Raw genomic sequence first — 26609 nt, 5'->3', positions numbered from 1 at the left:
CCCGGCGCGCTCCTGGCCGGCCGGCGGGGCGCGCCCCCCCCCCCCCCGCGGGGGCGGGGGGGGGGGGGGGAACAGCTCCGCGCAGCGGCCGCCTGTCCGGTGCGGCGCCGTTGCCGGGGGCCAGCCCCCGGACCCCCGCGCCTCAAACGCCGGCGAGGCTGGATGGGGCTCCACCCCCGGCGGGGCCTGGAGGGGGCTCCCACCAGCGGGGCTGAAGGGGCTCCCCCAGCGGGGCTAGAGGGGGGCTCCCACCAGCGAGGCTGAAGGGGGCTCCCCCGGCGGGGCTAGAGGGGGGCTCCCCCCCAGCGGGGCTGAAGGGGGCTCCCCGGCGGGGCTGGAGGGGGCTCCCTCGGCGGGGCTGGAGGGGGCTCGCCCGGTGGGGCTGGGATTGTCCTAACGGCGGGCGCGGAGATCCGTCTTGAGGACCTTGCCGCTCGCGTTGCGCGGGAGTTCGGTCACGAACTCCACTTCGCGCGGCACCTTGTAGTTGGCCATCTCGCGGCGCGACCAGGCGATCAGGTCGTCCGAGGTCAGGGTGGAGCCGGGTCGGCGGACCGCGTAGGCCTTGCCGACCTCGCCCAGGCGGGGGTCCGGGACCCCCACCACGGCGATGTCGGCGATGTCCGGGTGCAGGCCGAGGAGCTGTTCGATCTCCGCGGGGTAGGCGTTGAAGCCGCCGACGATGAACATGTCCTTGATCCGGTCGGTGATCCGGAGGTTGCCGGAGGCGTCCAGGATCCCGATGTCGCCGGTGCGGAGCCAGCCCTCGGGGGTGATGGCCCGCGCGGTCTCCTCCGGATCCTCGTAGTAGCCGCGCATCACGTGGTGGCCGCGCACCTGGACCTCGCCCGCCTCGCCGGGGCCGAGCACCTCCCCGGCCGGGCCGGTGATGCGTACCTCGGTGTCCGGGATGGCCCGCCCGGAGGTGGCGGAGATCGTCTCGGCCGGGTCGCCGCGGCGGCACATGGTGACGATCCCGCTCGCCTCCGACAGGCCGTACGCGGTCAGCACGGTCGCGATCTTCAGCTCGGCGCGCAGCCGTTCCACGAGCTGGAGCGGCACCACCGCGGCGCCGGTGACGACCAGGCGGAGTGCCGACAGGTCGTGGTGGTCGCGGGCCGGGTGGTCGAGGAGGGACTGGTGGAGGGTGGGCGGTCCGGGGAGTACGGAGATCCGCTCGGCGGCGACGTTGGCGAGGACCGTCTCCACGTTGAACACCGGCTGCGGGACCATGGTGGCCCCGCGCATCAGGCAGGCGATGATGCCGGCCTTGTAGCCGAAGGTGTGGAAGAACGGGTTGACGATCAGGTAGCGGTCGCCCTCGCGGAGGCCGGCGAGTTCGCTCCACACCTGGTAGCAGCGGAGCGTCTGCGCGTGGGTGATGACGGCGCCCTTGGGGCTGCCGGTGGTGCCCGAGGTGAAGATGATGTCGGAGGGGGCGTCGGGGCGGACGGCGTCGGCGCGTTCGCGGACCAGCGCGCCGGAGACGCCCTCGCCGCCGGCCAGGAAGTCCTTCCAGGTGCGGAAGGACTCCGGCGCGTCCTCGGCGAGGACCACCACCTCCTTCAGGTGCGGGAGTCCGGGCAGCGGTCCGGTCCCGTCGCCCTCTCCGGCGGCCCGGCGCAGCGAGGCGACGTAGGAGGTGCCGAGGAAGGTGCCGGTGATGAAGAGGAGGCGGGCGCGGCTGCGGCCCAGGACGTACGCGGCCTCGGTGCCCTTGAACCGGGTGTTGAGCGGGACCAGGACGGCTCCGGCGCTCACCGCGCCGAGCGCGGAGACGATCCAGTCCAGGCAGTTGGGGGCCCAGACGGCGACCCGGTCGCCCTCCTCGACCCCGGCGGCGATGCAGGCGGCTGCGGCGCGTTCGATCCGTTCGCCGAGTTGGGCGTAGCTGATCCGGACCCGGCCGTCGACGACGGCCTCCTGCCCGGCGTACTGTGCCGCCGCGGCTCGGACCAGGCCCGGGACGGTGCCCCAGCGCAGATCGCCGCGTGTGTCCTCACCCATCGCACGCCCCTCCCGCGAACCCAGTAGCTGACTATCCGTCAGATTAGCTGTAGCCTTCGCGGCTGTCAGCACTGGTGCAGGCACCCTCGGAGGTGGCGATGGCGGCAACGCTCAAGGACGCTACGGCAATAGTGGGAATCGGTCAGACCGCCTTCGCGAAACAACTTCCGCAGACCGAGAAGGAATTGGCCTGCCGGGCCATCCTGGCCGCCCTCGAGGACGCCGGGATCGAACCCTCCGAGGTCGACGCCTTCGCCTCCTACACCATGGAGGAGACCGACGAGGTGGAGGTCGCCAAGGCGATCGGCGCCGGTGACGTCACCTTCTTCTCCAAGGTCGGCTACGGGGGCGGGGGTTCCTGCGCGACCGTCGGGCACCTGGCCGCCGCCGTGGCCACCGGCCAGGCCACCGTCGGCGTCGCCTGGCGCTCCCGCAAACGCGGCAGCGGCCCGCGGCCGTGGAAGAACACCGCCGTCCAGCTGCCCACCCCCGGCCAGTGGACCCGCCCCTTCGGGCTGCTCCGCCCGGCCGACGAGATCGGCATGCTGGCCCGCCGCTACATGCACGAGTACGGCGCCACGCGCGACCACCTGTTCAACGTGGCCCTGGCCTGCCGCAACCGGGCCAACCAGAACCCGGCCGCGATGATGTACGAAAGACCGCTGACCCGCGATATGTACATGACCGCCCGCTGGATCAGCGAGCCGCTCTGCCTCTTCGACAACTGCCTGGAGACGGACGGGGCCCTGGCCTGCGTCATCGTCTCCGCCGAACGGGCCCGGGACTGCCGGCAGAAGCCGGTGTACGTCCACTCGGCCGCCCAGGGCCTGCCCGCCCAGCACCACGGGATGGTCAACTACTGGACCGAGGACCCGCTGTCCGGGCCCGCCTGGACCGCCGCCCGCCACCTCTGGAAGCAGGCCGACTTCGGCCCCGCCGACGTGGACGTGGCCCAGATCTACGACGCCTTCACCCCGCTGATCCCGCTCTCCCTTGAGGGGTACGGCTTCTGCGGCCGCGGCGAGGGCGCCGCCTTCACCGAGGGCGGCGCCCTGGAGATCGGTGGCCGGCTCCCGCTCAACACGGGCGGCGGCGGCCTCTCCGAGGCGTACGTGCACGGCTTCAACCTGATCAACGAGGGTGTGAAGCAGCTCCGCGGGACCTCCACCGCCCAGGTCCCGGACGCCGCGACCTGTCTGGTCACGGCCGGCGAGGGCGTTCCCACCTCCGCGATCCTGCTCCGCGCCTGAGGAGGCCCCACAGATGACCACCACCACCGGCGCCGCCACCGCCACCGCCGCTGCCCCCGAGGACGGGCTGCTGCTCCCCGTGCCCGACGAGGACGGCCGCCCCTTCTGGGAGTACGCCGCCCGGGGCGAACTCCGCATCCAGGCCTGCGCCGACTGCGGCCGGCTCCGCTTCCCGCCCCGCCCCTGCTGCCCGCACTGCCACTCCTTCGCCTCCGCCTGGCAGCTCATGAGCGGCCGCGGCCGCATCTGGTCGTACGTCCGGCCGCATCCGCCGCTGCTTCCCGCCTACGCGGCCCAGGCCCCGTACAACGTGATCCTGGTGGAACTCGCCGACGCCCCGCAGATCCGGCTCGCCGGGAACCTGGTGTCCTCGGCGGACGCCCCGCTGGACTCGGTGGACCCGGCCAGGCTGCGCATCGGCGCGAAGGTGCAGGTCACGTTCACCGAGATGGGCGGGATCAGCGTGCCGCGCTGGCTGCTGGAGAAGTCATGACCCTGACGGTGGAGCGCGACAAGGCCACCGGTGTCGCGGTGGTCACCCTGGACCGGGAGCGCCGGCACAACGCGATCGATCTGGCGACGGCCGCCGAACTGGCCGAGACGTGGCGGGAGTTCCGGTTCGACGCGGCGGTGCGGGCGGTGGTGCTCACCGGGGCCGGGCCGGCCGCGTTCTGCACCGGCATCGACCGGGGGGTGGAGGTCCCGCAGCCGGAGTCGCCGTACTCCGTCGACGATCCGCTGGTCTCCATCGGGCCGAAGGCCAACGACCTGTGGAAGCCGGTGGTCGCGGCGGTCAACGGCATGGCCTGCGGCGGGGCCTTCTACCTGCTCGGCGAGTCGGAGTTCATCGTCGCCGCCACCTCCGCGACCTTCTTCGACCCGCACACCAGCTACGGGATGGTCAGCGCCTACGAGGCCGTGTACATGGCGCAGCGGATGCCGTTCGGGGAGGCGGCGCGGATGTCCCTGATGGGGACGGCGGAACGGCTCTCGGCCCGGCGCGCGTACGAGATCGGGCTGGTCTCGGAGCTCGCGGAGCCGGCGGAACTGCTGCCGGCCACCCTGCGTACGGCGGAGACCCTGGCCGGGTTCCCGACGGAGGCGGTGCAGGGGACGGTCCGGTCGCTGTGGTCGGCGAAGCAGGCGGCGCTGCAGCAGGCCCTGGCCCAGGCCCCGCACCTGGTCACCCTGGGGAACCTGGCGCCCGAGCGGCAGGCGGAGCTGTTCGCCTCCCGGCGGGGGTCGCCGGAGCCGCGGATCCGCTGACCGGACCCGGGCGGCGCTCAGCGCTTGGTGCGGGGCTTCGTCGTCTTCGGCTTGGGCGTGACCTTGGGGGCGGGCACGGCCGGGCCGGTGCTGCGGACCGCCGCCGGGCCGGAGACGGTGCGGACCAGGCCGATCCGGCAGTTGCGGACGTCGGCCGCGCGCGCCGGGGCCGTCATGGCGATGGTGAACGTACGGGTCTGGCGCGGGTCCAGGGTGATCGTGCCGCGGTCCACCTCGATGCCGGTGCCGGACGCGCCCTCCAGGTGCACGGACACCTCGAAGGTCTCCTTGCGGCCCAGCCTGGAGGTGATGCTGACGGTGGTGGCCGGGCCGGAGGGGCCGGCGCAGGTGGTCACGAAGGCGGTGGCCGGCTCGTCGGTGCGGGTGGGCGAAGGCGCGGCGGAGGCCGTGCTGCCGCTGCCGCCGTGGCTCGTGGTCCGGTTCTTGTTCTTGCTCTTGTTCTTGCTCTTGGAGCTGGAGCAGCCGCCCCCGCTGCTCTTGGAACTGCTCTTGGAGCTGCCCTTGCTGCCGCCGCTGCCGCCGCCGGTGGAGAATCCGGTGAGTGCGAAGACGACGGCGACCAGTACGGCCGCGAACCTGATCCGACGCCCAACCATGGCTGAAACCCCTCCCCCGGAACGACAGCGGGCCAGGCTACCAGCCGTCATGGCCCGCCGGAATGAAGCCCATTCGGGCGCCAATGGCCGGAAGGCCTCCCTCCGCTCGCTTCGCCGGCGGCGAAGACGGCACTCCTGCCGAGCGCCGCACAAGGAATCCGTGGTTCCATTCCCGCCCCGGCCCGCGAACCCCGGCTGACCTGCACGGAGGGCCGTACACCGAATCCGGCGGCACCCCCGCACGAGTCATCCGCGTCCCTTCGGTGAGCACACGCACAGAAGGAGCACGGCACGTGCGCACCATTGCGACCGAGATCGTCATCGACGCGGCACCCCCGGAGGTCTGGGCGGTCCTGACCGACCTGGACCGGTACCCCGAATGGAACCCCTTCATCCGGGAGGCCTCCGGGGAACTGTCCCCCGGCTCCCGGCTCACCCTGCGCACGTTCCCGTCCGGCGGCCGCCGCCCGGCCACGTTCCGCCCGGAGGTGCTGGTCGTCACCCCCGGCCGGGAGCTCCGCTGGCTCGGCCGGTTCTTCCTGCCGGGCCTCTTCGACGGCGAGCACTGGTTCCGGCTGTCCGAGGCCCCGGGCCGGGCGACCCGGCTGGAGCACGGCGAGAACTTCCGCGGCCTGCTGGTACCGCTGCTCGGGAAGCTGCTGGCCGGCACCCAGCGTGACTTCACCGCACTGAACGACGCCCTGCGCAAGCACGCCGAAAAGACCGCCGCCGCGTCCTGACGGACGCCCCGGGTCCCGCACGTCCGCTCGGCGTGCGGGGCCCGCGCGGCGGACGTAGGTTCGAATCAGACCCCCCGAGGGGTCTGCTCGGAGCGGCGGCCGCCGTCCGGAGCCCCTTCCGTGCCCGGTACGACGGCCGTCACGGACGCCCTTGCCGCGCGGGTACGGCCACCACCTGCACGTCGTCCTCGTAGACGATCCGGCCGGGGTCGCAGGACTCCACCCGCTCGCAGGGCACGCCGTGCGCGGCCAGCAGCTCCAGATAGCCCGGGACCCGTTCGATGAGGTGCACCGCCGTGGTCTTGAACCAGGCGACCGCGCCCGGGTTCAGGACGGGGTCGTAAACGGCCGGATCGGTGTCCGAGGGGTTGGGGTAGTGGGCGTCGTACCAGTCGTTGGCCGCGCGCCAGAAGCGGTGCTGTTCCGCGCTCAGCCGCCCCTGCCGGGCCAGGCCGTTGGCCAGGGCGAAAACGCCGGGGAAATGGCCGCGCGGGCTCCGGACGGTGCCCTGGAATCTGACGAAGCTCGCCGTCGCCGGTGTCATCGGCCCACCGTAGCGGGACGGCACACGGCGGCGGCCCCCATCCGGTCGGGATGGGGGCCGCCGCCGTGCTGCGCGCTGCTGCCGTCAGGCCGGGGGCCTCGGGGCCGGGGCTCAGGCCTCGACGATGCCCGAGGCCTTGACCTCGATCTTGGCGGAGGTGCGGCCGGAGCCGGAGCCCAGGGACTCGATCTTCTTGACCAGGTCCTGGCCGGAGACGACCTCGCCGAAGACGACGTGCTTGCCGTCCAGCCAGTCGGTGACGATCGTGGTGATGAAGAACTGCGAGCCGTTGGTGTTCTTGCCGGCGTTCGCCATCGACAGCAGGAACGGGCGGTCGTGCTTGAGCGTGAAGTTCTCGTCGGCGAACTTCTCGCCGTAGATGCTCTTGCCGCCGGTGCCGTTCTGGTTGGTGAAGTCACCGCCCTGCAGCATGAAGTTCGGGATGACGCGGTGGAACGGCGAACCCGCGTAGCCGAAGCCGTGCTGACCGGTGGCCAGCTCGCGGAAGTTCTGCGCGGTCTTCGGGACCACGTCGTCGAAAAGCTTGAACTCGATGCGGCCCGCGTCGGCGCCGTCGATGCTGATGTCGAAGTAGACGTTTTCGTTGCTCATGGGTCCCATCCTGACACGCGCCGTGTCCGGGTTCCGGCTCCGGGGCGGTCCCGGCGCGCGTCACGGCACGTCACTGGGCGGTGCGCGTTCCCGTCCCCTTCGCCGCGTCCAGGGCGTACACGCAGCGGTCCTTGCTGCACGCGTAGACCACGCCCGCCTGGGCCACCGGCGAGCCGGCGATCTCCCCGCCGGTGGCCAGCTTCCAGCGGAGCTGGCCGCCCGCCGCGTCCAGGGTGTAGAGGCAGTGGTCCGCCGAGCCGAAGTGGACCCGGCCGTCCGCGACCGCCGGGGCGCCGGTGATCTCGGCACCCGCCGCGAACCGCCACTTCGGGGTGCCGGTGACCGCGTCCAGGGTGTAGAGGGCGCTGCCGGAGGCCAGGTGCACGTGGCCGTCCGCCACCACGACCGGGTCGGTGGACTGCCGCTGCTCCGTCGCGATGCGCCAGCGGTCCGTGCCGGAGGCCGCGTCGATGGCGTAGACGGTGCCCAGGTAGTCGGCCAGGTAGACGCCGCCGCCGGTGACCGCCGGGCCGGGTGCGAAGGCCGGCGGGGCCAGGAACACGGCCGGGGCCTCGAAGTGCCAGCGGACCCGGCCGGAGGCGCGGTCCACGGACAGCACCCGGGTGCCGGCCGCCACGTACACGTTTCCGTCCGGTGCCGGGGTGACCCGGACCGGGACGTTCCCGCAGGAGGCCGCGTCACCCACCGGGTAGGACCAGGCCTCCCGGCCGGTACGGGCGTCCAGCGCGCGCAGTCGCGCGTCCTGCCAGACGTACACCGAGCCGTCGTGCAGCACGGGGGCCGCGTCGGTGGTCTCGAAGTCGGTCTGGGCCCCGGTCAGCTCCCACAGCTTCTGGCCGTTGGCCGCCTCGTACGCCTGGACGCCGCCGCCGCGGGTGGCGGTGACCACCGTGCCCCGGTCGGCGCGCAGCGCGTACACCCAGGCGTCGGTGGCCAGCCGCCACCGCTCGGAGCCGTCGATCGAGTCCAGCGCGTACAGGGAGGGGCCGTCGGAGGCGTGGATGCGGCCGTCGGTGACGGCCATGGCCCAGGCCACGTCGCGGGTTTTGAACTGGCGGCGGCCGCTCGCCACGTCCAGGGCGTGGACCTCGAAGGAGGTGACGTAGAGCAGCTCGCCGGAGACCGTGGGGGTGCCCCAGACCTCGTTGGACATGCGGAACCGCCAGGGGCGCCAGCGGCCGCTGTCCGGCGCCGGGCCGGGGCGGGGCAGCGAGGGCGTCCGGACGGGCGGGGCGGCGGCGGCCGCCGCGACACCGCCCGGCGGTCGGACCCAGCCGGTGGCGGAATCGGTGGAGGCGGCGCCGGAGGCGACCGCCGAGACGCGCGGGCCGGGGCCGATCGGGACCGGGGAGCCGCCCAGCCGGACCGGCTCGCCGCCGGACGGGACGGGCACCGCAACGGGCACCGGGACGGGCGCCGGGACGGGGGCGGGGGGCGGGGTCACCGGCGGGTGGTGCGGCCGCGGGGGCGCGGCATGGCCGGTCCGCGGGTCCGCCCACGGGTCGGCGGGCCGGGCGGGCTCGGGTGCCGGGCGGTCGCGGCGGTGGGTGGCCTGGGCGGAGCCCTGGGGCGGGCGGCCGCCGGCCGGGGGCGTGCGCTGGCCCGCCCGCCGGGCCTCGATCATGGCGACGGCGCGGTCCGGAAGCCAGGCCGAGGCGGTGCCGCTGTCGTCGCCGGCCGAGAACAGGTGCGGGGACAGCTGGGCCTGCAGGTCGGCCGGGGTGGGGCGGAGGGTGGCGTCCATCTGCATGCAGGAGTCGATCAGCGGGCGCAGCTCGTGCGGCAGCCCCTCCAGGTTGGGGCCCTCCCGCAGCAGCATGAACACCGTCTCGACCGGGTTCGCCCCGTGGTAGGGCGGGTGGCCGGTGGCGGCGAAGACCAGGGTGGAGCCGAGCGAGAAGACGTCGCTGGCGCCCTTGACGCTGCGCGAGTCCTTCGCCTGCTCGGGCGACATGTAGGCGGGGGTGCCGACGGCGACGTTCGTCATGGTCAGCCGGGTGTTGGAGACACCGCTGGCGATGCCGAAGTCGATCACCCGGGGGCCGTCTTCGACGACCAGGACGTTGGAGGGCTTGAGGTCGCGGTGGACCAGGCCCGCCTGGTGGATGGACTGGAGCGCCTCGGCGATGCCGGCGGCGAGCCACCGTACGGCCTGCACGGGCATCGGCCCGCATTCGTTGACGATCTCCTCCAGGGAGGGCGCCGGGACGTACGCGGTGGCCAGCCAGGGCACGGCGGCGCGCGGATCGGCGTCCACGACGGCGGCGGTGTAGAAGCCGGACACGGCACGGGCCGCCTCGACCTCGCGCGTGAAGCGCACCCGGAACAGCTGGTCCTCGGCGAGCTCGGTCCGTACCGTCTTGATCGCGACCCGGCGGCCGGACGCCGACCGCGCGAGATAGACCAGCCCCATGCCGCCGGCACCGAGCCGGCCCAGCACCTCGAAGGGGCCGATCCGTCTCGGGTCGTGCTGCGTCAGCTGCTCCACCACTCGCCTCACACCTCCCCGTACGAACCCAGGTCCGGGCCCGCGCATCCCGATTCTGTCAGGCCGCGGCCCGCTACGGCTCCGTGTCCGAGCCGTGCTGGACATCGGATCCGGCGCCGGCTCCTGCCGGGGCCCCGCTCTGCGGCCCTGACCGGCTCCCGGTCTGCTCCCCCGCCCCGGCCTCGGTCCGGGCCTCGGTCCGGGCCTCGGTCGGGGGCCCGGCCTCGGCTTCGGGTTCGGCGAGGAGCGCGAAGGCCGCCCCCTGATTGTCCGCGACCACCGCGATCCGGCCGTAGGGGGTGTCGAAGGGCTCCGCGCTGACCCGGCCGCCGAGACGGCGCAGGGTCGCCACCGACGCGTCCACGTCGGGCACCGCGAAATACACCAGGAAGTGCGCGGGCAGGAACTCGGGGAACGCCTCGGTGATCAGGCTGCGGCCGGCCACGGCGGTGTCCGGGCCGGGCCGGCTGCCGGGCGGCGACCAGAGCCGGTAGTCGATGCCGGCGTCGTCCTGGTCCTGGGCGACGTAGCCGAAGACCTGCGCGTAGAAGGTGTCGACGGCGTCCCGGGCGCGGGTGTAGACCTCGGTCCAGCAGTACGTGTACGGCTCCATGCTCGCCTCGAAGCCGTGGTGGGTGCCCGGCTGCCAGAGGCCGAAGACGGCGCCGCCGGGGTCGGCGGCCATGGCGGCCGTGCCGTAGGGGCCGACCGGCATGGGTTCCATGACCATCTGGCCGCCGGCGGCCCGGATGCGGGCGGCGGCCGCGTAGGCGTCGGAGGTGTACAGGTAGACCCCCCAGACGGTGGGCAGGCGGCCGTCGGGTTTGGGGGCGAGGGCGGCGACGTTGCGGCCGCCGCTGTACGCCTGCGTGTAGCCGCCGTACTCGCCGGACGCGCCGCCGAAGGTCCACCCGAAGAGCTCACCGTAGAACCGCTTGCCCGCCTCGACGTCCGGAAGGGAGGCGTCCACCCAGCACGGGGTGCCCTCTGCAAATGCGGCCATGGGCCCTTTTTCCTTCCGTTTCTGCGCGCCTCGCTGCAATCCGGTGCAGTCTGCCCGTCAGGACATGATCCGCCCGGGCACTTGTCCACAGCCTGTTGATGAGACTATTCGGGCGAAGCGGATACGGGCCCCCGGCGCGCGCGGGTGCCCGAAACCTGGCGGTGAACGCGCTTACACCCAGGCCAGGTACCCCGTAACCCCATTTGCAGGCGGCCGAATCGCGCCCCGATCACCCCTCGGTAAGCTGACGGCATGACAGGACAAGTACGCACCGTCGACGGCCGCGTTGCCGGCCGGCGCGGTCAGGCGACGCGGCAGAAGCTGCTCGACTGCCTCAGCGAGATGCTCAGCAGCTCGCCGTACCGCGACGTGAAGGTGATCGACGTCGCCCGCAAGGCCGGCACCTCGCCCGCGACCTTCTACCAGTACTTCCCGGACGTCGAGGGCGCCGTCCTGGAGATCGCCGAGGAAATGGCCTCCGAGGGCGCGCAGTTGACCGCGCTCGTCGAGGGCCGCTCCTGGGTGGGGAAGTCCGGGTGGCAGGCCGCCGAGGAACTCGTCGACGGGTTCCTGGAGTTCTGGCGGAGCAACGACGCGATCCTGCGTGTCGTCGACCTCGGTGCCGCCGAGGGCGACAAGCGCTTCTACAAGATCCGCATGAAGATCCTGAACTCGGTCACCAACTCCCTCACCGAATCGGTGAAGGAGCTGCAGGCCAAGGGCAAGGTCGACAAGGAGGTCAGCCCGGCGGCCATGGCCGGCTCGCTGGTGGCCATGCTCGCGGCGGTGGCCTCGCACCAGAAGGGCTTCCAGACCTGGGGCGTCAAGCAGGCCGAGCTCAAGCCGAACCTGGCGCTGCTCGTGCACCTGGGCATCACCGGCAAGAAGCCGACCAAGTAGGCGGCGGACCCGCCAGGGTCCGCCCGCCCGGCAGGCCGCCCGCGTACGGCATGCCGCCCGGCAGGCCGCGTACGGCGTGCCGCCCACGGCTGCGACGGCTGCGGTCAGCGGCGCTCCAGCCGGAACAGCCGGATCTCGCGCTCGATGCGCGCCTGGTACGTCGCGTACGGCGGCCAGAACCTCAGCACGGCCTGCCATGCCGCCGCGCGCTCCTCGCCGGCCAGCAGCCGGGCCCGGACCTCGATGTCCTGCCCCTTCCAGCTGATGTCCGCGTCCGGGTGCTTGAGCAGGTTCCCGGTCCAGGCCGGATGTCCGGGGCGGCCGAAGTTCGAGCCGATCAGCAGCCAGCTCGCCCCGCCCTCCTCCGGCATGCAGGCGAGCGGGGTGATGCGCGGTTCGCCGCTCTTGGCGCCCTTCGCCGTGAGGATCACCCCGGGAAGCATCTGGGCGCTGAGGATCACCTTGCCGCGGGTCAGCCGGTGCACCGCCTTGTCCATCGCCGGGATGAAGTGCGGTGCGATGCGGGCGAACAGCATGGTCGAGGAGATCTTCTGCATGAGCTTGACGCCGGGAGCCATCAGACGGCCACCCTCTCCGGGGTCGGGGCGGCGCCGGGGGTGAACAGCCCGGCGCGGTGGGCCGCGTGCGCGCGCAGCCGGTGGACCGGGCCGAACAGCAGCTCGTCGGCGGCGGCCCGCTTGAAGTAGAGGTGGGCGTCGTGCTCCCAGGTGAAGCCGATCCCGCCGTGCAGCTGGATGGCCTCGGCGGAGGTCAGGCGCAGGGCTTCGAGGGCCTGGGCGAGGGCGAGGCCGCCCTGCTCCGGGTCCCAGGCGGCGTAGTAGGCGGCCGAGCGGGCCGCCTGGACGTGCACGTACAGGTCGGCGAGCCGGTGTTTGACGGCCTGGAAGGAGCCGACGGCCCGGCCGAACTGCTCGCGTGCCCGGACGTACTCCACGGTGCGGGCGAGGGCCTGGGCGGCGGCCCCGACCGCTTCGGCGGCGAGCACGGCGGCGGCGGTGCGGCCGGTGGCGGCGAGCGCGCCGGTCACCTCGGCCTCGTCGCTGTCGCCGAGCAATTCGACGGGTGTGTCGCGGAGTTGGATGCGGCCCTGGGGTCGGGTCTCGTCCAGGACGGCCTGCCGGGTGCGGGCCAGACCGGGCGCGTCGGCCCGTACGAGGAACAGCAGGGTGCGGCTGCGGGCGAAGCCGCCCGCGTGGGCGGCGACCAGCAGCAGTCCGGCGCTGTGCCCGTCGAGGACCTGTGCGACCTCTCCGTAGAGGCGCCAGCCGCCGGCTTCGTCGCGTCGGGCCTGCACCCCGCCGGCCCGGCCGCCGCCGGACCACTCGCCCGCCGTGTTGTCGCCGGTCAGGCCGAGGGCGGTGGCCAGCGCGGGGCCGGGCACGGCCAGCGCGGCGGTCAGCGCGCCGGCCGCGAGCGGCGGCAGCAGGGCGGAGCGCTGGGCCTCGGTGCCGAGTGCCTGGAGCAGCGGCGCGGCGAGGGCTGCGGTGGCCAGCAGAGGGGAGGGCAGCAGCACGCGGCCGGTCTCCTCGCAGGCCAGGGCCAGGTCGGCGGGGGTGCAGCCGACGCCCCCGTACTCCTCGGGGACGGCGATGCCCGGCAGCCCGAGCTGCCGGGCGAGCTGCTGCCACAGCTCGCCGTCGTGTCCGGCGGCGGTGCGGGCGGCGGCCTTGACCTCGTCCGGGCCGCAGCGTTTGCCCAGGATCTCGCGCAGGGTCCGGCGCATCTCGTCCTGCTCCGCGGTGAAGGCGGCGTCCATCGGCGGGCTCCTCCCCGTATCTGACGGCGCGTCATGCTAGGGCGTGGCGGCGGTGATGCCCAGAGCCGGGGATGTACCGATCCCATGAATCTGATGTACCGTCAGATTCATGGTCCTGGTCAACGGCAAGGAACGCCGCAAGGTCGCCGTGGTCGGCGTCGCCCTCTCGGACTGCGGGCGGGTCGACGGCCCCACCCCGTACGCCCTGCACGCCCAGGCCGCGCGCCGCGCGCTCGCCGACTCCGGCCTGGACCGCTCCGTGATCGACGGCTTCGCCTCGGCGGGCCTGGGCACCCTGGCCCCGGTCGAGGTCGCCGAGTACCTGGGGCTGCGCCCGTCCTGGGTGGACTCCACCTCGGTGGGCGGATCCACCTGGGAGGTGATGGCCGCCCACGCCGCCGACGCCATCGCGGCCGGGCACGCCAACGCGGTCCTGCTGGTCTACGGCTCCACCGCCCGCGCCGACATCAAGGCCCGCCGCCGCACCTCCAACCTGTCCTTCGGCGCCCGCGGCCCGCTCCAGTTCGAGGTCCCGTACGGCCACACGCTGATCGCCAAGTACGCGATGGCCGCCCGCCGCCACATGCACGAGTACGGCACCACGCTGGAACAGCTGGCCGAGGTCGCGGTCCAGGCCCGGGCGAACGCGGCGACCAACCCGGACGCCATGTTCCGCGACCCGATCACCGTGGACCAGGTGCTGTCCGGGGAGATGATCGCCGACCCGTTCACCAAACTGCACTGCTGCATCCGCTCGGACGGCGGCTGCGCGGTCCTGCTGGCCGCCGAGGACCTCGTCGCCGACACCGCCAAGGCGCCGGTGTGGATCCTCGGCACCGGCACCTCCGTCTCCCACACCACCATGTCGGAATGGGAGGACTTCACCGTCTCCCCGGCCGCCGTCTCCGGCCGCCGGGCCTTCGACCGGGCCGGCCTGCGCCCCGCCGACGTCGACCTCGCCGAGATCTACGACGCCTTCACCTACATGACCCTGGTCACCCTGGAGGACCTGGGCTTCTGCGCCAAGGGCGAGGGCGGCGCCTTCGTCGGCAAGGGCCGCCTGCTGCGCGACGGGGAACTCCCCGTCAACACCGACGGCGGCGGCCTCTCCGCCTGCCACCCGGGCATGCGCGGCCTGTTCCTCCTCGTCGAAGCGGTCCGCCAGCTCCGCGGCGAAGCCGGCGACGGACAGGTCCGCAAGGCGGGCGGCCGGCTCCCGGAAGTGGCCCTGGCCTCCGGCACCGGCGGCTGGTTCTGCTCCTCCGGCACGATCATCCTCGGCCGCTGAACCGCCCCGGGCCCGCCCTGGCCCGAATGACAGGCCCGACAGGCCTACAGGCCCTATGGGCCTCAGAGGACCCGGACCTGCGGGGTGTAGAGGATCCAGCGGCCGCCGGAGGCGCGGAACGCCTGTTCCTTCGCCATGATCTCCTCCGCGTGGTTCCACGCGAACAGCAGCGCGTAGTCCGGGTAGGGCGCCGCGAAGGCCTCCGCCGGGAGGACCGGGATGTGGGAGCCGGGGGTGAGGCGGCCCTGTTTGGCCGGGGTGGTGTCGCAGACGAACTCGATCGACTCCGGGCCGATCCCGCAGTAGTTGGCGACCGTGGCGCTCTTCGCCGTCGCCCCGTACGCCACCACCCGCCGGCCCTCCGCACGCAGCCGGCCCAGCAGCCCCGTCAGCTCCTCCCGGGTGCGCCGCACCGCGGCGGCGAACCGGTCGAGCGTGGCCGGGTCGGCCAGCGCGGCCGACTCCTCCTCGGCCAGCAGGGCGGACACCGCCGCCGTCGGCAGCCGGCTGCCCTGCCGGGCCAGGGTGTAGCGGACCTCGCCGCCGTGCACCGGCAGCCGGACCACGTCCACCAGCTCGAAGCCGTGCCGGCGGGCCAGGTTGCGGACCGAGCGGGCGGTGAAGAAGTAGAAGTGCTCGTCGTAGATCTGGTCGAAGGAGGTCCGCTCCACGATCTCGCCCAGGTAGGGGTCCTCGAAGACGAACACCCCGTCCGGCTTCAGCAGCGCGTCCAGCCCGCGGAAGACCGACTCCAGGTACGGGATGTGGCACAGCGTGTTCGCGGCGTAGACGACGTCCGCCCGGCCCTCGGCGGCGGCGATCTCCCTGGCCGTGGCCTCCTCGAAGAAGGCCGTACGCACCCGTACGCCCTTCTCCCGGGCCCGGTCCGCCACCCCCGCCGACGGGTCGACGCCCAGGTGCCGCACCCCGGCCGCGGCCACGGTCGCCAGCATCACCCCGTCGTTGCAGCCGAGTTCGACCACGAAGGCGTCCGGGCCGGCGGCCGGGCCGGCCAGCAGCTGCCGGGCCGTGTCCTCGAAGTGCTCCCGCATCACCGACGATCCCGAGGAGTGGTACGGGTAGTCCTCGTGGAACATCCGCTCCCGCGGCACCTCCTCCATCAGCTGCACCATCGTGCAGTCGGCGCACAGGCCGACCGCGAGACGGAAGAAGTACTCGCCGTCGGTCTCCCCGGGGCGCGGGAACGCATCGGAGTTGGGCTGGGCCCCCAGGTCGAGGAACTCGGTCAGCGGTCCGGAGCAGACACGGCAGTGGGTCATCAGATCTCCTCATGGAGTGCGAAGAAGGGGAGCAGGCCGCGGGCGGCCGCCTCGGCGAGGGTGAGAGCCTCCCGGTCCCGGTCCGAGAGGACCGGGGTGAGGCCGGCGGGGATCGGCAGGCCGAGCGCCGGGTCCAGGACGGACACGGCCCGTTCGTGCTCGGGCACGTAGCCGGCCGACAGCAGGTAGGACATGACGGTGTGGTCCTCCAGGGCCACGAAGGCGTGCCCGACCCCGGGCGGCAGGTACACCGCCCGGAAGTGGTGCTCGTCCAGCAGCACCGAGTCCCAGGTGCCGAACGCCGGCGAGCCGACCCGCAGGTCCACCACGAAGTCCAGGGCCGCGCCGCGCGGGCAGTGGACGTACTTCTCGGTGCCCGGGGACACCGCCGTGTAGTGCACCCCGCGGACGACGCCCCGCCGGGAGACGCTCTGGCTGGCCTGCCGCACCGGGAACAGCGGCCGGAACTCCCGCTCCTCGAAGGTGGAGACGAAGAGGCCGCGGTCGTCGCGGTGCAGGTCCGGGGTGAACTCCAGCGCGCCCGGCACGGCGAGTTCGCGCGTCCTCACGCCGTCTCCTCCGCCGTCTCCTCCGGCGAGGCCTCAGCCGTCTCCTCCGCCAGCACCTCCGCCAGCACCTCGCGCAGGGCACCGATCACCGTGTCCTGCACCTCCCGCGGCAGCGACGGGTACATCGGCAGCGAGAAGATCTCCCCGGCAAGCGCCTCCGTCACGGGCAGCGAGCCCGGCCCGTAGCCGAGGTGCGCGAACCCGGACATGGTGTGCACCGGCCACGGGTAGCTGATGTTGAGGGAGATGCCGCGGGCCTTGAGCGCCTCGACGATCGCGTCCCGGCGCGGGTGGCGCACCACGTACACGTAGTAGACGTGCTCGTTGCCGGGGGCCGTACGCGGCAGGACCAGCCCGGTGTCCGCGAGGCCCTCCTCGTACCGGCGGGCGACGGCCCGGCGGCCCTCCGCGTAGGCGTCGAGCCGGCCCAGCTTGCGGCGCAGGATCTCCGCCTGGAGTTCGTCGAGCCGGCTGTTGTGGCCGGGGGTCTCGACGACGTAGTACCGCTCCTCCATGCCGTAGTAGCGCAGGCGGCGGAGCCGGGCCGCCAGCGCCTCGTCGGCGGTGAGCACCGCGCCGCCGTCCCCGTACGCGCCCAGCACCTTCGTCGGGTAGAAGGAGAACGCGGCGGCGTCGCCCATGGTGCCGGCGGTCCGGCCGTGGTGCCGGGCCGCGTGCGCCTGCGCGCAGTCCTCCAGGACGGCCAGGCCGTGGGCGGCGGCCAGCCGGTTGACGGCGTCCATGTCCACGCACTGGCCGTAGAGGTGGACGGGCAGCAGGCAGCGGGTCCGGTCGGTGATCGCGGCCTCGATCTGCCGGGTGTCCATGAGGAAGTCCTCCTCGCGGACGTCGACGAAGACGGGGCGGGCGCCGACCGCGTCGATGGCCACCACGGTCGGGGCGGCCGTGTTCGACACGGTGATCACCTCGTCGCCGGGGCCCACGCCGAGGGCCTGCAGGGCGAGTTTGATCGCGTTGGTGCCGTTGTCCACGCCGACGCAGTGCGGGGTGCCGTGGTAGGCGGCGAACTCCGTCTCGAAGCCGTGCACGCTCTTCCCGAGGACCAGCTGTCCGGAGGCGAACACGGTCTCGACGGCGTCGAGGAGGTCCTCGCGTTCGGCCTCGTACTCCCGCAGGTAGTCCCAGACGTAGGTGGTCATGCGCGGTCGTCCTTTCCATGGCTGCCGCCGGTCAGGGCGGCGGCGGTGCAGGCGAGGCCCTCGGGCAGCGGGACCCGGGGGGCCCAGCCGGTGGCGGTGCGGAAGGGGGCCGGGTCGGCGGTCACGTCCCGGAAGTCGGCGGCCGCCGCGTACGGGGGTGCCTCGACCCGGCGTACCGGGACCGGCGGCCGGCCGGTACGGGCGGCGACGGCACCGGCGAGGGCGTGGAACACCTCGCCGAGGGGGAGGCCTCGGCCGGTGCCGACGTCCCAGTGGGTTCCGGCCAGTGCGTCGGCACGGCCGAGGGCGGCCGTGAACGCGGTGGCCGCATCGGCGACGTACAGCAGGTCGCGGCGGACCGTGCCGTCGTGCCACAGGGTGATGGGCTCCCCGGCCACGGCCCGCCGGGCCATCGCCGACACCACGCCCCGGTCCGCGGCCGCCGGGCCGTGGGCGGCGGCCGGGCCGAAGACCGTGGGCGGACCGAAGACCGTGGGCAGCCGCAGGGTGATGCCGCGTACGGACCCCCGCGCGGTGGCCCGCTCCAGGATCTGCTCGGCGGCCCGCTTCCCGCGCTCGTACGGGGTGGGGGCGCCCGGCCCGCACGGCGGGACGGTGGAGGCGAACAGCACCACGGGCGGCGGTCCGCCGCGCGCGGCGAGGGCGACGACCAGGTCGTCCATCAGGCGGGCAGCCGGGCCGTCGCCGGCGGCCCGCCAGTTCGCCGTCCCGGTCCCGGACAGCTCCGCGACCAGGTGGACCACCGCATCGGATCCGGCAACGGCCTCGGCCAGCCGGCCGGGCTCGGTGACATCGGCGGTACGGTGCTCCGCACCCGGGACCGGAAGGGCCGGGCGGCGGGACACCGTCCGCAACCGGGCGCCGCTGCGGGCGAGTTCGGCGGTCACGGCCGATCCGATGAACCCGGACGCGCCGAGCACGGTGATCAGCATGCGGCGTCCAGGCAGGCGAGCAGGGACCGGGTCTGCATGTTCGCGTACGGGCCCAGGTGCAGGAGTTCCCGCAGCTGGCCGGGGGTCACCCAGCGGTAGTCCGGGTGCTCCGGGCGCTCGGCGGCCGGGTCGAGTTCGACGATCAGGTGCCGGCTGCGCGAGTGGTGGAAGCGGCCGCCCTCGTCGGAGAGCACCGTGTCGAACCGGACCGCGTCCGGTGCGGCACCCAGCACCTCGTCCAGGAACGGGGGCCGGGCCGTGGCCGGCAGCAGGTCGTAGTTCTCGGGGGTGCACTGCACGGTCGGGGCGAGCTCCGGGCCGGCCACGCCTCCGGCCTCCGCCCGCAGCTGCACCAGCACGTGCGGGACGCCGTCGATGCGGGTCAGCAGGAAGGCGAGGATGCCGGTGTGGAGGGGGGCGATCATCGGCTGGTCCCAGCGGGCGACTTCGCGGCCGGCGGCCTCGACGCGGACCCCGATCACCTCGAAGAACCGGCCGCTGTCGTGGACGATCCGGCCGTCGGTCCGCCGCCAGCCGGTGAGCCGGTCCAGCGGCAGCCGCTCCCGCACACCCGCCCGGGACCGGGAGCCGGCGATCCAGCGCAGGATCTCCCCGGTGCCGTGGAGGGCGGGCCCCGGCTCCGCCGGCCCGCCGGGCAGGCAGGCCAGCACGGACCGGGTGTCCATGTTCACCAGGTCGTCCACGGCCAGCAGCCCGCGCAGGCCGGCGACGGACAGCCAGCGGAATCCGGGGGCCGGTTCCGCCGCCACGGTCTCCACGATCATGTTCCGGTTGCGCTTGGCCAGGAACCAGGAGCCGTGCTCGGACAGGCGGAGATCGGCGACCACCCGGTCCTCGGCGGCGTCCAGGAAATGCTCCAGGTAAGGGACTTGGGCGCCGCGGTGTACGCCGGTGTAGTTGCTGCGGGTGGCCTGCACGGTCGGGGAGAGCTGGAGCCCGCCCCAGTTGCCCGGTTCCGGTTTCAGCTGGACCAGGGCGTGCGGGACCCCGTCGATCGGGGCGGTCAGCAGGCCCAGCAGGCCGGTCTCCGGCTGGTTGATGATGGGCTGCTGCCAGTGCGGCACCGGATGTCCGGGCAGCCGTACGCCGAGCCCCTCGACGGAGAAGAACCGGCCGCTGCGGTGCCGGAGGCCGCCTGCCGCCGGATCGGTGTCCCAGTCGGCCAGGGCCTCCAGCGGTACCTGCTCGGTACGGGTCCATATCCGCTCCCGGGCCTCCGCCACCCAGTTCGGGACGTTCACCGCAGCACGCTCCCGTCCGGCAGCACGTCCTCGAGGAAGGCCATCTGGTGCCGCATGGTGGCCCGGAAGCAGCGGGTGTAGCGGTCCGCGTGCTCGGCGGTCATGGTCGACAGCGGTACGCACAGGGACACGTGGGTCCCCCGGTCCACGATCGCCAGGCCCTTCCACACGGTGCCGCCGACCCCCAGCGCGTCCTCGACGGCGGCCTCGAGCGCGCCCGTGCCGCCCTGCCAGCCGCGGGGCAGCACCAGCTCGCCGCGCTCCGCCAGCCGGCCGTACCACTCCAGCAGGTCCAGGCGGGTGGCGGCGAGTTCGCGGGCCTGGAGCCGGGCGTCGGAGAGCGCCCGGTAGGCGGCCCGGGCCGCCCGCGGGGTCTCGAAGCGGGCGATCTCCTGGGTGAACTGCCGTTCCAGGCTGTGCGTCCGGGTGCGCGGGTCGTCGAGCAGGGTGACCGTACGGTCCAGCAGGGTGGTGCAGCGCTCGCCCGCATCGGCGAACCGCAGCCACAGGTCCCAGTCCTCCAACCCGACCGGGGACTCCCGCCAGCCGCCCACCCGTTGGGCCAGTCCGGCGGCGTGGCCGGCGCAGGAGTTCTCGAACAGCGGGCTCATCAGCTGGATTTCGGGGTGCCAGACCAGGGAGAGCGGATGGGCGGTGCTCGTCACCGTGCCCGCTTCGGTCATCTTCCGGGCCCGGGTGGCCACCCAGCGGGCCCCGCCCTCGAACGCCTCCCACATCCCCGCGAGATGGCCGGGCTCCCAGAGGTCGTCGTGATCGAGGTAGGCGATGAACTCGCCGCGCGCCTCGTCCAGGGCGATGTTCGTCGGCCCGGACTGGGAGCCGAACCGCCGGGTGCGCAGGAGCCGGATCCGGGAGTCCTGCGCGGCCGCCCCGGCGACCACGGCGTCCGTGTCGTCGTCGCTCGCGTCGGACACCACCAGCAGTTCCCAGTCGCGCATGCGCTGCGCCCGCACGGATTCCAGCGTCGACAGGATCGCCTTACTGCGGTTGTACGTGGGGCAAATGACGGTGATGCGCGGTGGCATGTCGTGTGGCCTTTCCAAGCGCGACCTTTCCAAGGTCCGGTGCGACGGAGTATTGCACCGGGCCGAACTCCCCCGTCCCGGGACGGGGGAGGGGCCGGAAAGGACTCTCCTCGTGGCGGGTGTGCAGCCCTCGGAACCTCCGTAGATTTGCTGTTGTCCGGCCGAGAGGTCGGGAAAAGCAATGGAGTGAGACACATGACCGCGTATTCGGTACTCATGCCGTTCCTGCCGCGTCGGCCGGAACAGCTGCTGCCGTACGCAGCCCTGGTGGAATGGACCGATGCCCACCGGCTGTGGCAGGGACAGGCCATGCTGGTGGAGCCCTTCCAGGGATTCGCCTCCGCGGCCGGCGCCGGTTTCCGGGTGCCCACCGGTCTCGGCGTCACGCTGATGCCGCTGCGGCATCCGTACGAGGCCGCCCACCAGGTCCGGTCGCTGGCCCTGGCCACCGGGGAATCGGTGGTCGCGGGCTTCGGGCCGGGCGGCAAGTCCTTCCAGCGCGGTCTGCTGGGCGAGCCGTACGCCAGCCCGCTGACGGCGGCCCGCGAGTACCTGACCATCATGCGGGGCCTGCTCTCCGGGCAGGTCGTGGACGTGAAGGGGGAGTACTTCTCCTGTCACGCCGGAATGGGACCGGCGGTGGCGCCCCGGATCGATCTCGGTCTGGGAGTGCTGCGGCCGGGGATGGCCCGGCTGGCCGGCGAGGTCGCCGACGCCGCCATCACCTGGCTGACGCCCGCCGGCTACCTGGAGGGCACGGTGCTTCCGGCCATGCGGGAGGGCGCCGGCACCGCCGGGCGCGAGACTCCGCGGCTGACGGCCATCGTCCCGGTGGCGCTGGACCGGCCGGGCCGGGAACCCTCGGACATGGTCATCGCCAGCAATGCGACGCACATGAAGGCGCCGCATTACATCGACATGCTGCGGCAGGCCGGAATCGACATTTCCGGGCTGGAACTACCGGCAGCGGCGAAAAGAATGATCGACGGCGGCGCATTCGTGCACGGCGACATCGACCGGGTCGTCGAACAACTCGACGTTTACCGGAAGGCCGGGGTCGAGGAAATCATTCTCAATCTGACCGGCGTCTTCAATGTCCACGGCCAGAAAGCCGTCATGGACGATCTCAAGACCATTCTTTCAGCAGTCTCTCGATAACCAGTCATCCAGGGGGGTGGAAATCATGAACGGTAGCGGTAACCGTATGTCCGTGGCCAAGCGGCATGTGATGTCCTGGGGCGTGGGCCGGGCACTGCCCGGCCGTGCCGGGGAACCGGCCGTCGGTGCCGCCACGGTGGTCCTGGAGAACGCGGACCACCTGGCGCAGCTGCTCGGCTCGGACCTGGTCGGCCCGCACTCGGTCATCCTCTCCCCCGGAGCACCGGACACCGGAGCACCGGACACCGGCGTGCCGGACAGCGAGGGCGCGCCGCTGGTCGTCGGGTACGAGGGCTCGCTGAGCGAACCCGGCGGCGACCTCTCCATCGACGACGACTTCTTCCTCCAGTCCCAGGACTACGCGACCTCCGCCTACATGTCCGTGATCGGCGCCACCCTGGTCCGGATCACCGAGGAGACCGACTTCGAGGCCTTCCTCGCCGACGCCGACCGGGCCCGCGCCGAGGGCGGGTTCGTCTCCTTCGTCACCGACCCCGCGGTGCAGCTCGCCGACGTCTCCGCCCTGGGCGGCGGCCCGGCCGGCGACGGTCCCGGCACCCGGCTGTGGGTCGGCCCGGAGGGCGAGCTGTCGGTCTCCCCCGGCGGCAGCCGGATCGGTACGCTCGGCGACTCCTTCGCCACCGTCCACGCCGCCTGGGAACACCTCAACTCCACGAGCGACCAGCCCTGTCCGGTCTCCCTCGGCGCCGTTCTGCCGGAGCCGGAGCGGGCCGCCGCGCTCGCCGAACGCCCCTGGCTGGGCCGGTACCTGGCCGCGCTGAACGCCGTACGGGAACTCCGTGCCCGCGGTCTGGGCGAGGCACGGGTCTCCGGCTTCGGCGGACGCCTGGCGCCGGCGGCCGAAACCGGGATCACCCGGCCCGCCGACCTCACGGACGCCTCGCTGCCGCTGCTGCTGTGGACCGACGAGGCCGCGTACCTGCACGCCTCCGGCCGGACCTTCCGGATCAACCGGTCCGCCGGTGAACTCGCCGAGGCGCTGCTGGTGCACGGCTCCCTCGACGCCGCCGCCGCCCACGCGGACCGCGACGCCCTGGCGAAGGTCGAATCCTCCTTCGCCGCCGCCGGTGTCGCACTGCGCTCCGGCGAGCTGCTCGGCGCGGGGAAGTGAGCCCGCGGCCATGGCCCTCGCACTGACTCCGCTCGCCGTACCCGGCGACGCCGGCCGGCTGATCGCCGGACTCGGCGACCGGGCCGAGCTCCACGACCTGTACGACCCGACCGGTTCCCCGGTCTACCACGACCTCTCGGTCCGCGACACCCACGAGGTGCGCGAACTGATCGCCCAGGTCCGCCGTACTCCGGGGGACGTCCTCGAACTGGCCGCCGGATCCGGCCGGCTGACCCTGCCCCTGCTCGCGCTGGGCCGCTCGGTCACCGCCCTGGAACTGTCGGAGGGCATGCTCGGCCTGCTCGCCGAGCGGCTCGCCGGCTCCCCGGCCCGGCTGCGCGACCGCTGCACCCCCGTCCACGGGGACATGAGCTCCTTCGCGCTGGGCCGCCGGTTCGAACTGATCGTGCTGGGCACGACCTCGATCTCGCTGCTCGACGCGGCGGGCCGGGCCGGACTGTACGCAGCGGTGCGCGAACACCTCGCGCCCGGCGGCCGGTTCCTGCTCTCGACCGCCGACATCTCCGACCCGGGCGCCCAGACGGACCCCGAGGCGGTGTTCGAGGTGACCGGCGCCGGCGGCTCCGGCTACCGGATGCACGAGTACTGGCCGGTCGGCGCCGAATCCCGGACCGTCACCGTCCTTCCCGCCCCGATCCCCGACAGCGGCCCCGTCACGGTGTGCACCAGCACCGTCGGAGTGCTGCCCGCCGACCGGCTGGCGACCGAACTCGAACAGGCCGGCCTGTCCGTCCTGGCCCGGCACCCGCTGCCGGCCGGCGGCTCGCGCCACCACGACGTACTACTGGAAGCAGGTGTCACGGCATGACCGCCCTCTGGGCCTCCCTGCTCGCCCCGGAAGACCAGGGGCGCGACGACCTCTGCGCGGTGTCCGCGCACGGCGTCCGGGTGCGCTACGCCGACGGCAGCGAACTGCTCTGCGGCTCAAGCGGCCTGTGGAACACGAACATCGGCTACGGCAACACGGCGATCGCCGAAGCCGCCGCCGAAGCCCTGCGCGAAGCCTCCTACCTGAGCGTCTTCCGGTACGAGAACACGTACGCCCGGCGGGCCGCCGAGGCGCTGATCGAGGTCAGCGGTCCCGAGGACTTCAAGAAGGTGCTCTTCTCGACCTCCGGGGGCGCCGCCAACGACCTGGTGATGAAGCTCGCCCGGCACTACCACGCACTGCGCGGCGACGACCGCCGCAAGGTGGTCGTCGGTCTGCGCGGCAGCTACCACGGCCTGACCTACGGCAGCTTCTCGCTGACCGGCGACAACCTGGGCCAGCAGCTGTACGGGGTGGACCAGCGGCTGGTCCGGCACGTCACCGCGAACGATCCCGCCGAGATCGGCGCGCTGCTGGCCCGGCAGGGCGGCCAGATCGCCGCCGTGGTGGTCGAGCCGGTGCTCGGCTCCGGTGCGGTCGCGCTCACCGAGGAGTACGTGGCCGAACTGCTGCGGCTGCGCGAGGAGTACGGCTTCCTGCTGGTCGCCGACGAGGTGGCCACCGGCTTCGGCCGGACCGGCAGCTTCTTCGCCTCGCAGCGCTGGCCGAGCGCCCCCGACCTGGTGGTCAGCTCCAAGGGCCTCACCAACGGCACGTCCGCCGCGGCCGCCGTGATCGTCTCCCACCGGGTGGCGGACGCCTTCGACGAGGCCGGTGCGCTGCTCTCCCACGGGGAGACCCAGGCCGGTACGCCGGTCACCTGCGCCGCGATCCTCGCCACCCTGGCGGAGATGCGCCGGCTGGACGCCGTGGCCCTCGGGCAGCGGCTCTCGGAGCGGCTGGACACCGAGCTGGCCCGGCTGACCGCCGAGGACCCTTCGGTGTCCGGGACCACCGGCCTGGGCTGCTTCCGCTCCGTCCGGGTGACCACGGCGGACGGTGCGCCGCTGCCGCAGACCGAGGTGCCCGCGCTGGTCTCCGCGATCCGCGCGGCGGGCGCCATCGTCCACCCCGGGGTGCACGGCATCCAGCTGATCCCAGCCCTGACCTACAGCGAGGCGGAGCTGACCGAACTGCTGGACTGCGTCCGGACCGGCCTGGCCGCGTTCCGGACCACCCGGGAGAAGGCCCTCGCATGAGCAACGGCTGGCACTGCCCGACGGTGATGATGTACGGCGGTGACGAGCTCGCCGCATGGCTCGGCACCCGTACGGAGCGTTCCGTCACCCTGCTGCTGGACGAGGGGATCGCCGGCGCGGCGGTCGCCGCCTCGGTCCGCGAGCAGATCGAGCGTGCCGGCCGGACCGCACGGACCGTCGTGATCGGCGGCTCCGGCGATCTGACCGCCGTCACCGGGCTCGCCCGGCGGCTGGCGGACACGGAACTGGTGATCGCGGTCGGCGGCGGCTCGCTGCTCGACCAGGCCAAGCTGGCGGTCCTGCTGTCGGCGGACCCCGGAACCGAAGACCGGCTCAGGGTGCCGCAGCGGTGCGGGCTGATCCTGCTGCCGCCGGCGGAGCACCGTGGGCCCCGGCTGGTCGCCGTGCCCACGACGCTGGGCACCGGGGCCGAACTGAGCGCGGTCGCCTGCCTGGAGTACCCGCAGGGCAAGCGGCTGGTCATGGGCGGCTCGCTGCGGCCGGACGCCGCGGTGATCGACCCGGAGGCCACGGCCACCCTGCCGTACGCACTCCTCTCGGAGGGCCTGCTGGAGGTGCTGTTCCGGATCGCCGGACAGTACGTCGGCGACCACCGGGACCTGCCCACCGAGGACGCGCTGGCCGAGGCGCTGGCGGTCCGGGCGGTCCGGCTCGGCGCCGGACTCCGGTCCGCCGACGCCGGGCTGCGCGCCGAGATCGCCAAGATCAGCGGTCTCAGCCACGGGGGCTGGGTGCTGCTCGGCCGGGCTCCGTACGGCGGCAAGGGCTGGTACCTCGCCAACGAGCTGTCGACGGGACTGGGCCTGCGGAAGATGACGGCCGTGGCCGCGCTGCTGCCGCCGCTGTGGTCCGCGATCGCCGCGGGCGACACCCGGCTCGGCTCGGCCCGCCGGCTGGACCGGCTGTGGCGGCTGCTGCGGACGGCCGTGCCGGACGCGGCACTGCCCGAGGACCCCGGTCCGGGCATCGCGGCCCTGATCGACTCCTGGGGAGTCGTACGGGAGGTCGCCGCGGATCCCGCGGAAATCACCGCGGTCGCCCGGAGCTCCGTACGGGCCTGGGGCGCGGGGCTGCCGATGCTCGACGGCCTGAGCGCCGCGGACATCGAGGCCCTGCTGCACCGGGCGGTCCCCACCAAGACTTCCGCTCGCGGAGAGCTGTCGCTCACCGCCTGCGGACGACCGAAGCACACGTCGGAACGAGGAAAGGAGGTGTCACACACATGAAGGAGAACCTGAACCAGGACTTCGGCCAGGCGCTCGAGCTCGGCATGCAGGAGCTGGAGGCCATGGAGGCCCCGGGCTGGTGGTCCGTCGGCGGCTACATCAGCGGCGCGGGTGTCAGCGGTGCGGTCACGTACAGCATCGTCGCCACCGCCATCGCGGCGACCTGATGACCGTCCCCCGACCGATCCAACGAACCGCGTG

At 73.4% G+C, this 26609-nt stretch carries 26 protein-coding genes; 12 read left to right on the top strand and 14 right to left on the bottom strand.

Annotation, left to right across the window (positions count from 1 at the left end; genetic code table 11):
* Nucleotides 1-393: 393 nt before the first annotated feature.
* Nucleotides 394-2007: a FadD3 family acyl-CoA ligase gene (locus AB0447_RS28215; protein ID WP_366479644.1), complete on the bottom strand. Its 1614-nt coding sequence runs from the start codon at nt 2005-2007 to the stop codon at nt 394-396.
* Between the two features lie 98 nt (nt 2008-2105).
* Here AB0447_RS28215 and AB0447_RS28210 point away from each other — a divergent pair, with 98 nt between their 5' ends.
* From AB0447_RS28210 to AB0447_RS28200, 3 genes are read left to right on the top strand one after another with little or no spacing between them, the layout of a single operon-like run.
* Nucleotides 2106-3257 (top strand): lipid-transfer protein, encoded by a 1152-nt coding sequence (locus AB0447_RS28210; RefSeq protein ID WP_366479643.1) that lies wholly within the window; start codon nt 2106-2108, stop codon nt 3255-3257.
* Nucleotides 3258-3270: 13 nt separating this feature from the next.
* A complete protein-coding gene (locus AB0447_RS28205) occupies nt 3271-3750 on the top strand; it encodes a zinc ribbon domain-containing protein (protein WP_366479642.1) in 480 nt (159 codons plus the stop codon).
* A complete protein-coding gene (locus AB0447_RS28200) occupies nt 3747-4523 on the top strand; it encodes an enoyl-CoA hydratase/isomerase family protein (RefSeq protein WP_366479641.1) in 777 nt (258 codons plus the stop codon). Before AB0447_RS28205 ends, AB0447_RS28200 begins: the two co-directional genes overlap by 4 nt.
* Before the next feature lie 17 nt (nt 4524-4540).
* Here AB0447_RS28200 and AB0447_RS28195 read toward each other — a convergent pair whose 3' ends face one another.
* Entirely contained in the window at nt 4541-5140 is a 600-nt protein-coding gene (locus AB0447_RS28195; protein WP_366479640.1) for a hypothetical protein, read from the bottom strand.
* Between the two features lie 293 nt (nt 5141-5433).
* Here AB0447_RS28195 and AB0447_RS28190 point away from each other — a divergent pair, with 293 nt between their 5' ends.
* A complete protein-coding gene (locus AB0447_RS28190) occupies nt 5434-5880 on the top strand; it encodes an SRPBCC domain-containing protein (protein WP_366479639.1) in 447 nt (148 codons plus the stop codon).
* A gap of 139 nt (nt 5881-6019) precedes the next feature.
* On the opposite strand, the gene AB0447_RS28185 is transcribed toward AB0447_RS28190, so the two are convergent.
* The 4 genes from AB0447_RS28185 to AB0447_RS28170 all read right to left on the bottom strand — a co-directional run bounded on the left by AB0447_RS28185 (nt 6020) and on the right by AB0447_RS28170 (nt 10548).
* Entirely contained in the window at nt 6020-6424 is a 405-nt protein-coding gene (locus AB0447_RS28185) for a hypothetical protein (RefSeq protein WP_366479638.1), read from the bottom strand.
* 111 nt (nt 6425-6535) lie between these two features.
* Entirely contained in the window at nt 6536-7036 is a 501-nt protein-coding gene (locus AB0447_RS28180; RefSeq protein WP_366479637.1) for a peptidylprolyl isomerase, read from the bottom strand.
* A 70-nt stretch (nt 7037-7106) separates the two neighbouring features.
* Complete coding sequence (locus tag AB0447_RS28175) at nt 7107-9548, bottom strand: serine/threonine-protein kinase (protein WP_366479636.1); 2442 nt, start codon at nt 9546-9548, stop codon at nt 7107-7109.
* A 70-nt stretch (nt 9549-9618) separates the two neighbouring features.
* Entirely contained in the window at nt 9619-10548 is a 930-nt protein-coding gene (locus tag AB0447_RS28170) for a VOC family protein (RefSeq protein ID WP_366479635.1), read from the bottom strand.
* A 252-nt stretch (nt 10549-10800) separates the two neighbouring features.
* Between AB0447_RS28170 and AB0447_RS28165 the strand changes: the two genes are divergently transcribed.
* On the top strand, nt 10801-11448 hold the full coding sequence (locus tag AB0447_RS28165) for a TetR family transcriptional regulator (RefSeq protein WP_366479634.1): 648 nt from the start codon (nt 10801-10803) through the stop codon (nt 11446-11448).
* A gap of 104 nt (nt 11449-11552) precedes the next feature.
* On the opposite strand, the gene AB0447_RS28160 is transcribed toward AB0447_RS28165, so the two are convergent.
* Nucleotides 11553-12026, bottom strand: a complete 474-nt coding sequence (locus tag AB0447_RS28160) for a nitroreductase family deazaflavin-dependent oxidoreductase (RefSeq protein ID WP_366479633.1) — start codon at nt 12024-12026, stop codon at nt 11553-11555.
* Complete coding sequence (locus tag AB0447_RS28155; RefSeq protein ID WP_366479632.1) at nt 12026-13225, bottom strand: acyl-CoA dehydrogenase family protein; 1200 nt, start codon at nt 13223-13225, stop codon at nt 12026-12028. The genes AB0447_RS28160 and AB0447_RS28155 overlap by 1 nt, the downstream gene beginning before the upstream one ends.
* Nucleotides 13226-13334: 109 nt before the next feature.
* Here AB0447_RS28155 and AB0447_RS28150 point away from each other — a divergent pair, with 109 nt between their 5' ends.
* The gene (locus AB0447_RS28150) at nt 13335-14513 is read left to right on the top strand and encodes an acetyl-CoA acetyltransferase (RefSeq protein ID WP_366479631.1); all 1179 of its coding nucleotides are present in this window, start codon (nt 13335-13337) and stop codon (nt 14511-14513) included.
* A 62-nt stretch (nt 14514-14575) separates the two neighbouring features.
* Here AB0447_RS28150 and AB0447_RS28145 read toward each other — a convergent pair whose 3' ends face one another.
* Genes AB0447_RS28145 through AB0447_RS28120 form a run of 6 tightly spaced genes read right to left on the bottom strand, consistent with a single transcriptional unit; the run spans nt 14576 to nt 20783 of the window.
* Entirely contained in the window at nt 14576-15793 is a 1218-nt protein-coding gene (locus AB0447_RS28145) for a class I SAM-dependent methyltransferase (protein WP_366479630.1), read from the bottom strand.
* A complete protein-coding gene (locus AB0447_RS28140) occupies nt 15793-16362 on the bottom strand; it encodes a dTDP-4-dehydrorhamnose 3,5-epimerase family protein (protein WP_366479629.1) in 570 nt (189 codons plus the stop codon). The genes AB0447_RS28145 and AB0447_RS28140 overlap by 1 nt, the downstream gene beginning before the upstream one ends.
* Nucleotides 16359-17522 carry a DegT/DnrJ/EryC1/StrS family aminotransferase gene (locus AB0447_RS28135; protein WP_366479628.1) on the bottom strand — a complete coding sequence of 388 codons (1164 nt, stop codon included), beginning with the start codon at nt 17520-17522 and terminating at the stop codon, nt 16359-16361. Before AB0447_RS28135 ends, AB0447_RS28140 begins: the two co-directional genes overlap by 4 nt.
* A complete protein-coding gene (locus AB0447_RS28130) occupies nt 17519-18475 on the bottom strand; it encodes an NAD-dependent epimerase/dehydratase family protein (protein WP_366479627.1) in 957 nt (318 codons plus the stop codon). Before AB0447_RS28130 ends, AB0447_RS28135 begins: the two co-directional genes overlap by 4 nt.
* Nucleotides 18469-19737, bottom strand: coding sequence for an NDP-hexose 2,3-dehydratase family protein (locus AB0447_RS28125; protein WP_366479626.1), 1269 nt, complete (start codon nt 19735-19737; stop codon nt 18469-18471). Before AB0447_RS28125 ends, AB0447_RS28130 begins: the two co-directional genes overlap by 7 nt.
* Nucleotides 19734-20783: a glycosyltransferase gene (locus AB0447_RS28120; RefSeq protein ID WP_366479625.1), complete on the bottom strand. Its 1050-nt coding sequence runs from the start codon at nt 20781-20783 to the stop codon at nt 19734-19736. Before AB0447_RS28120 ends, AB0447_RS28125 begins: the two co-directional genes overlap by 4 nt.
* 147 nt (nt 20784-20930) lie before the next feature.
* Between AB0447_RS28120 and AB0447_RS28115 the strand changes: the two genes are divergently transcribed.
* Genes AB0447_RS28115 through AB0447_RS28090 form a run of 6 tightly spaced genes read left to right on the top strand, consistent with a single transcriptional unit; the run spans nt 20931 to nt 26575 of the window.
* Nucleotides 20931-21941, top strand: coding sequence for an LLM class flavin-dependent oxidoreductase (locus AB0447_RS28115; RefSeq protein WP_366479624.1), 1011 nt, complete (start codon nt 20931-20933; stop codon nt 21939-21941).
* Between the two features lie 46 nt (nt 21942-21987).
* The gene (mpaB, locus tag AB0447_RS28110) at nt 21988-23073 is read left to right on the top strand and encodes a daptide biosynthesis RiPP recognition protein (RefSeq protein WP_366479623.1); all 1086 of its coding nucleotides are present in this window, start codon (nt 21988-21990) and stop codon (nt 23071-23073) included.
* 10 nt (nt 23074-23083) lie between these two features.
* On the top strand, nt 23084-23902 hold the full coding sequence (mpaM, locus tag AB0447_RS28105) for a daptide-type RiPP biosynthesis methyltransferase (protein WP_366479622.1): 819 nt from the start codon (nt 23084-23086) through the stop codon (nt 23900-23902).
* Nucleotides 23899-25161, top strand: coding sequence for a daptide-type RiPP biosynthesis aminotransferase (mpaD, locus tag AB0447_RS28100; protein WP_366479621.1), 1263 nt, complete (start codon nt 23899-23901; stop codon nt 25159-25161). Before mpaM ends, mpaD begins: the two co-directional genes overlap by 4 nt.
* Nucleotides 25158-26408, top strand: coding sequence for a daptide-type RiPP biosynthesis dehydogenase (gene mpaC, locus AB0447_RS28095; RefSeq protein WP_366479620.1), 1251 nt, complete (start codon nt 25158-25160; stop codon nt 26406-26408). Before mpaD ends, mpaC begins: the two co-directional genes overlap by 4 nt.
* Nucleotides 26405-26575: a daptide-type RiPP gene (locus tag AB0447_RS28090; RefSeq protein ID WP_366479619.1), complete on the top strand. Its 171-nt coding sequence runs from the start codon at nt 26405-26407 to the stop codon at nt 26573-26575. The genes mpaC and AB0447_RS28090 overlap by 4 nt, the downstream gene beginning before the upstream one ends.
* Nucleotides 26576-26609: the final 34 nt, after the last annotated feature.

Source organism: Streptomyces sp. NPDC051211, from assembly GCF_040689505.1.
In the GTDB taxonomy this organism is placed as follows: domain Bacteria; phylum Actinomycetota; class Actinomycetes; order Streptomycetales; family Streptomycetaceae; genus Streptomyces.
This window is presented reverse-complemented; position numbering and strand designations above follow the sequence as displayed.

Excerpts from the sequence above, each read along its gene's own strand:
- AB0447_RS28215 (WP_366479644.1), bottom strand. The coding sequence starts at position 2,007 with ATGGGTGAGGACACACGCGGCGATCTGCGCTGGGGCACCGTCCCGGGC.
- AB0447_RS28210 (WP_366479643.1), top strand. The coding sequence starts at position 2,106 with ATGGCGGCAACGCTCAAGGACGCTACGGCAATAGTGGGAATCGGTCAG.
- AB0447_RS28205 (WP_366479642.1), top strand. The coding sequence starts at position 3,271 with ATGACCACCACCACCGGCGCCGCCACCGCCACCGCCGCTGCCCCCGAG.
- AB0447_RS28200 (WP_366479641.1), top strand. The coding sequence starts at position 3,747 with ATGACCCTGACGGTGGAGCGCGACAAGGCCACCGGTGTCGCGGTGGTC.
- AB0447_RS28195 (WP_366479640.1), bottom strand. The coding sequence starts at position 5,140 with ATGGTTGGGCGTCGGATCAGGTTCGCGGCCGTACTGGTCGCCGTCGTC.
- AB0447_RS28185 (WP_366479638.1), bottom strand. The coding sequence starts at position 6,424 with ATGACACCGGCGACGGCGAGCTTCGTCAGATTCCAGGGCACCGTCCGG.
- AB0447_RS28180 (WP_366479637.1), bottom strand. The coding sequence starts at position 7,036 with ATGAGCAACGAAAACGTCTACTTCGACATCAGCATCGACGGCGCCGAC.
- AB0447_RS28170 (WP_366479635.1), bottom strand. The coding sequence starts at position 10,548 with ATGGCCGCATTTGCAGAGGGCACCCCGTGCTGGGTGGACGCCTCCCTT.
- AB0447_RS28165 (WP_366479634.1), top strand. The coding sequence starts at position 10,801 with ATGACAGGACAAGTACGCACCGTCGACGGCCGCGTTGCCGGCCGGCGC.
- AB0447_RS28160 (WP_366479633.1), bottom strand. The coding sequence starts at position 12,026 with ATGGCTCCCGGCGTCAAGCTCATGCAGAAGATCTCCTCGACCATGCTG.
- AB0447_RS28155 (WP_366479632.1), bottom strand. The coding sequence starts at position 13,225 with ATGGACGCCGCCTTCACCGCGGAGCAGGACGAGATGCGCCGGACCCTG.
- AB0447_RS28150 (WP_366479631.1), top strand. The coding sequence starts at position 13,335 with ATGGTCCTGGTCAACGGCAAGGAACGCCGCAAGGTCGCCGTGGTCGGC.
- AB0447_RS28145 (WP_366479630.1), bottom strand. The coding sequence starts at position 15,793 with ATGACCCACTGCCGTGTCTGCTCCGGACCGCTGACCGAGTTCCTCGAC.
- AB0447_RS28135 (WP_366479628.1), bottom strand. The coding sequence starts at position 17,522 with ATGACCACCTACGTCTGGGACTACCTGCGGGAGTACGAGGCCGAACGC.
- AB0447_RS28130 (WP_366479627.1), bottom strand. The coding sequence starts at position 18,475 with ATGCTGATCACCGTGCTCGGCGCGTCCGGGTTCATCGGATCGGCCGTG.
- AB0447_RS28120 (WP_366479625.1), bottom strand. The coding sequence starts at position 20,783 with ATGCCACCGCGCATCACCGTCATTTGCCCCACGTACAACCGCAGTAAG.
- mpaB (WP_366479623.1), top strand. The coding sequence starts at position 21,988 with ATGTCCGTGGCCAAGCGGCATGTGATGTCCTGGGGCGTGGGCCGGGCA.
- mpaM (WP_366479622.1), top strand. The coding sequence starts at position 23,084 with ATGGCCCTCGCACTGACTCCGCTCGCCGTACCCGGCGACGCCGGCCGG.
- mpaD (WP_366479621.1), top strand. The coding sequence starts at position 23,899 with ATGACCGCCCTCTGGGCCTCCCTGCTCGCCCCGGAAGACCAGGGGCGC.
- mpaC (WP_366479620.1), top strand. The coding sequence starts at position 25,158 with ATGAGCAACGGCTGGCACTGCCCGACGGTGATGATGTACGGCGGTGAC.
- AB0447_RS28090 (WP_366479619.1), top strand. The coding sequence starts at position 26,405 with ATGAAGGAGAACCTGAACCAGGACTTCGGCCAGGCGCTCGAGCTCGGC.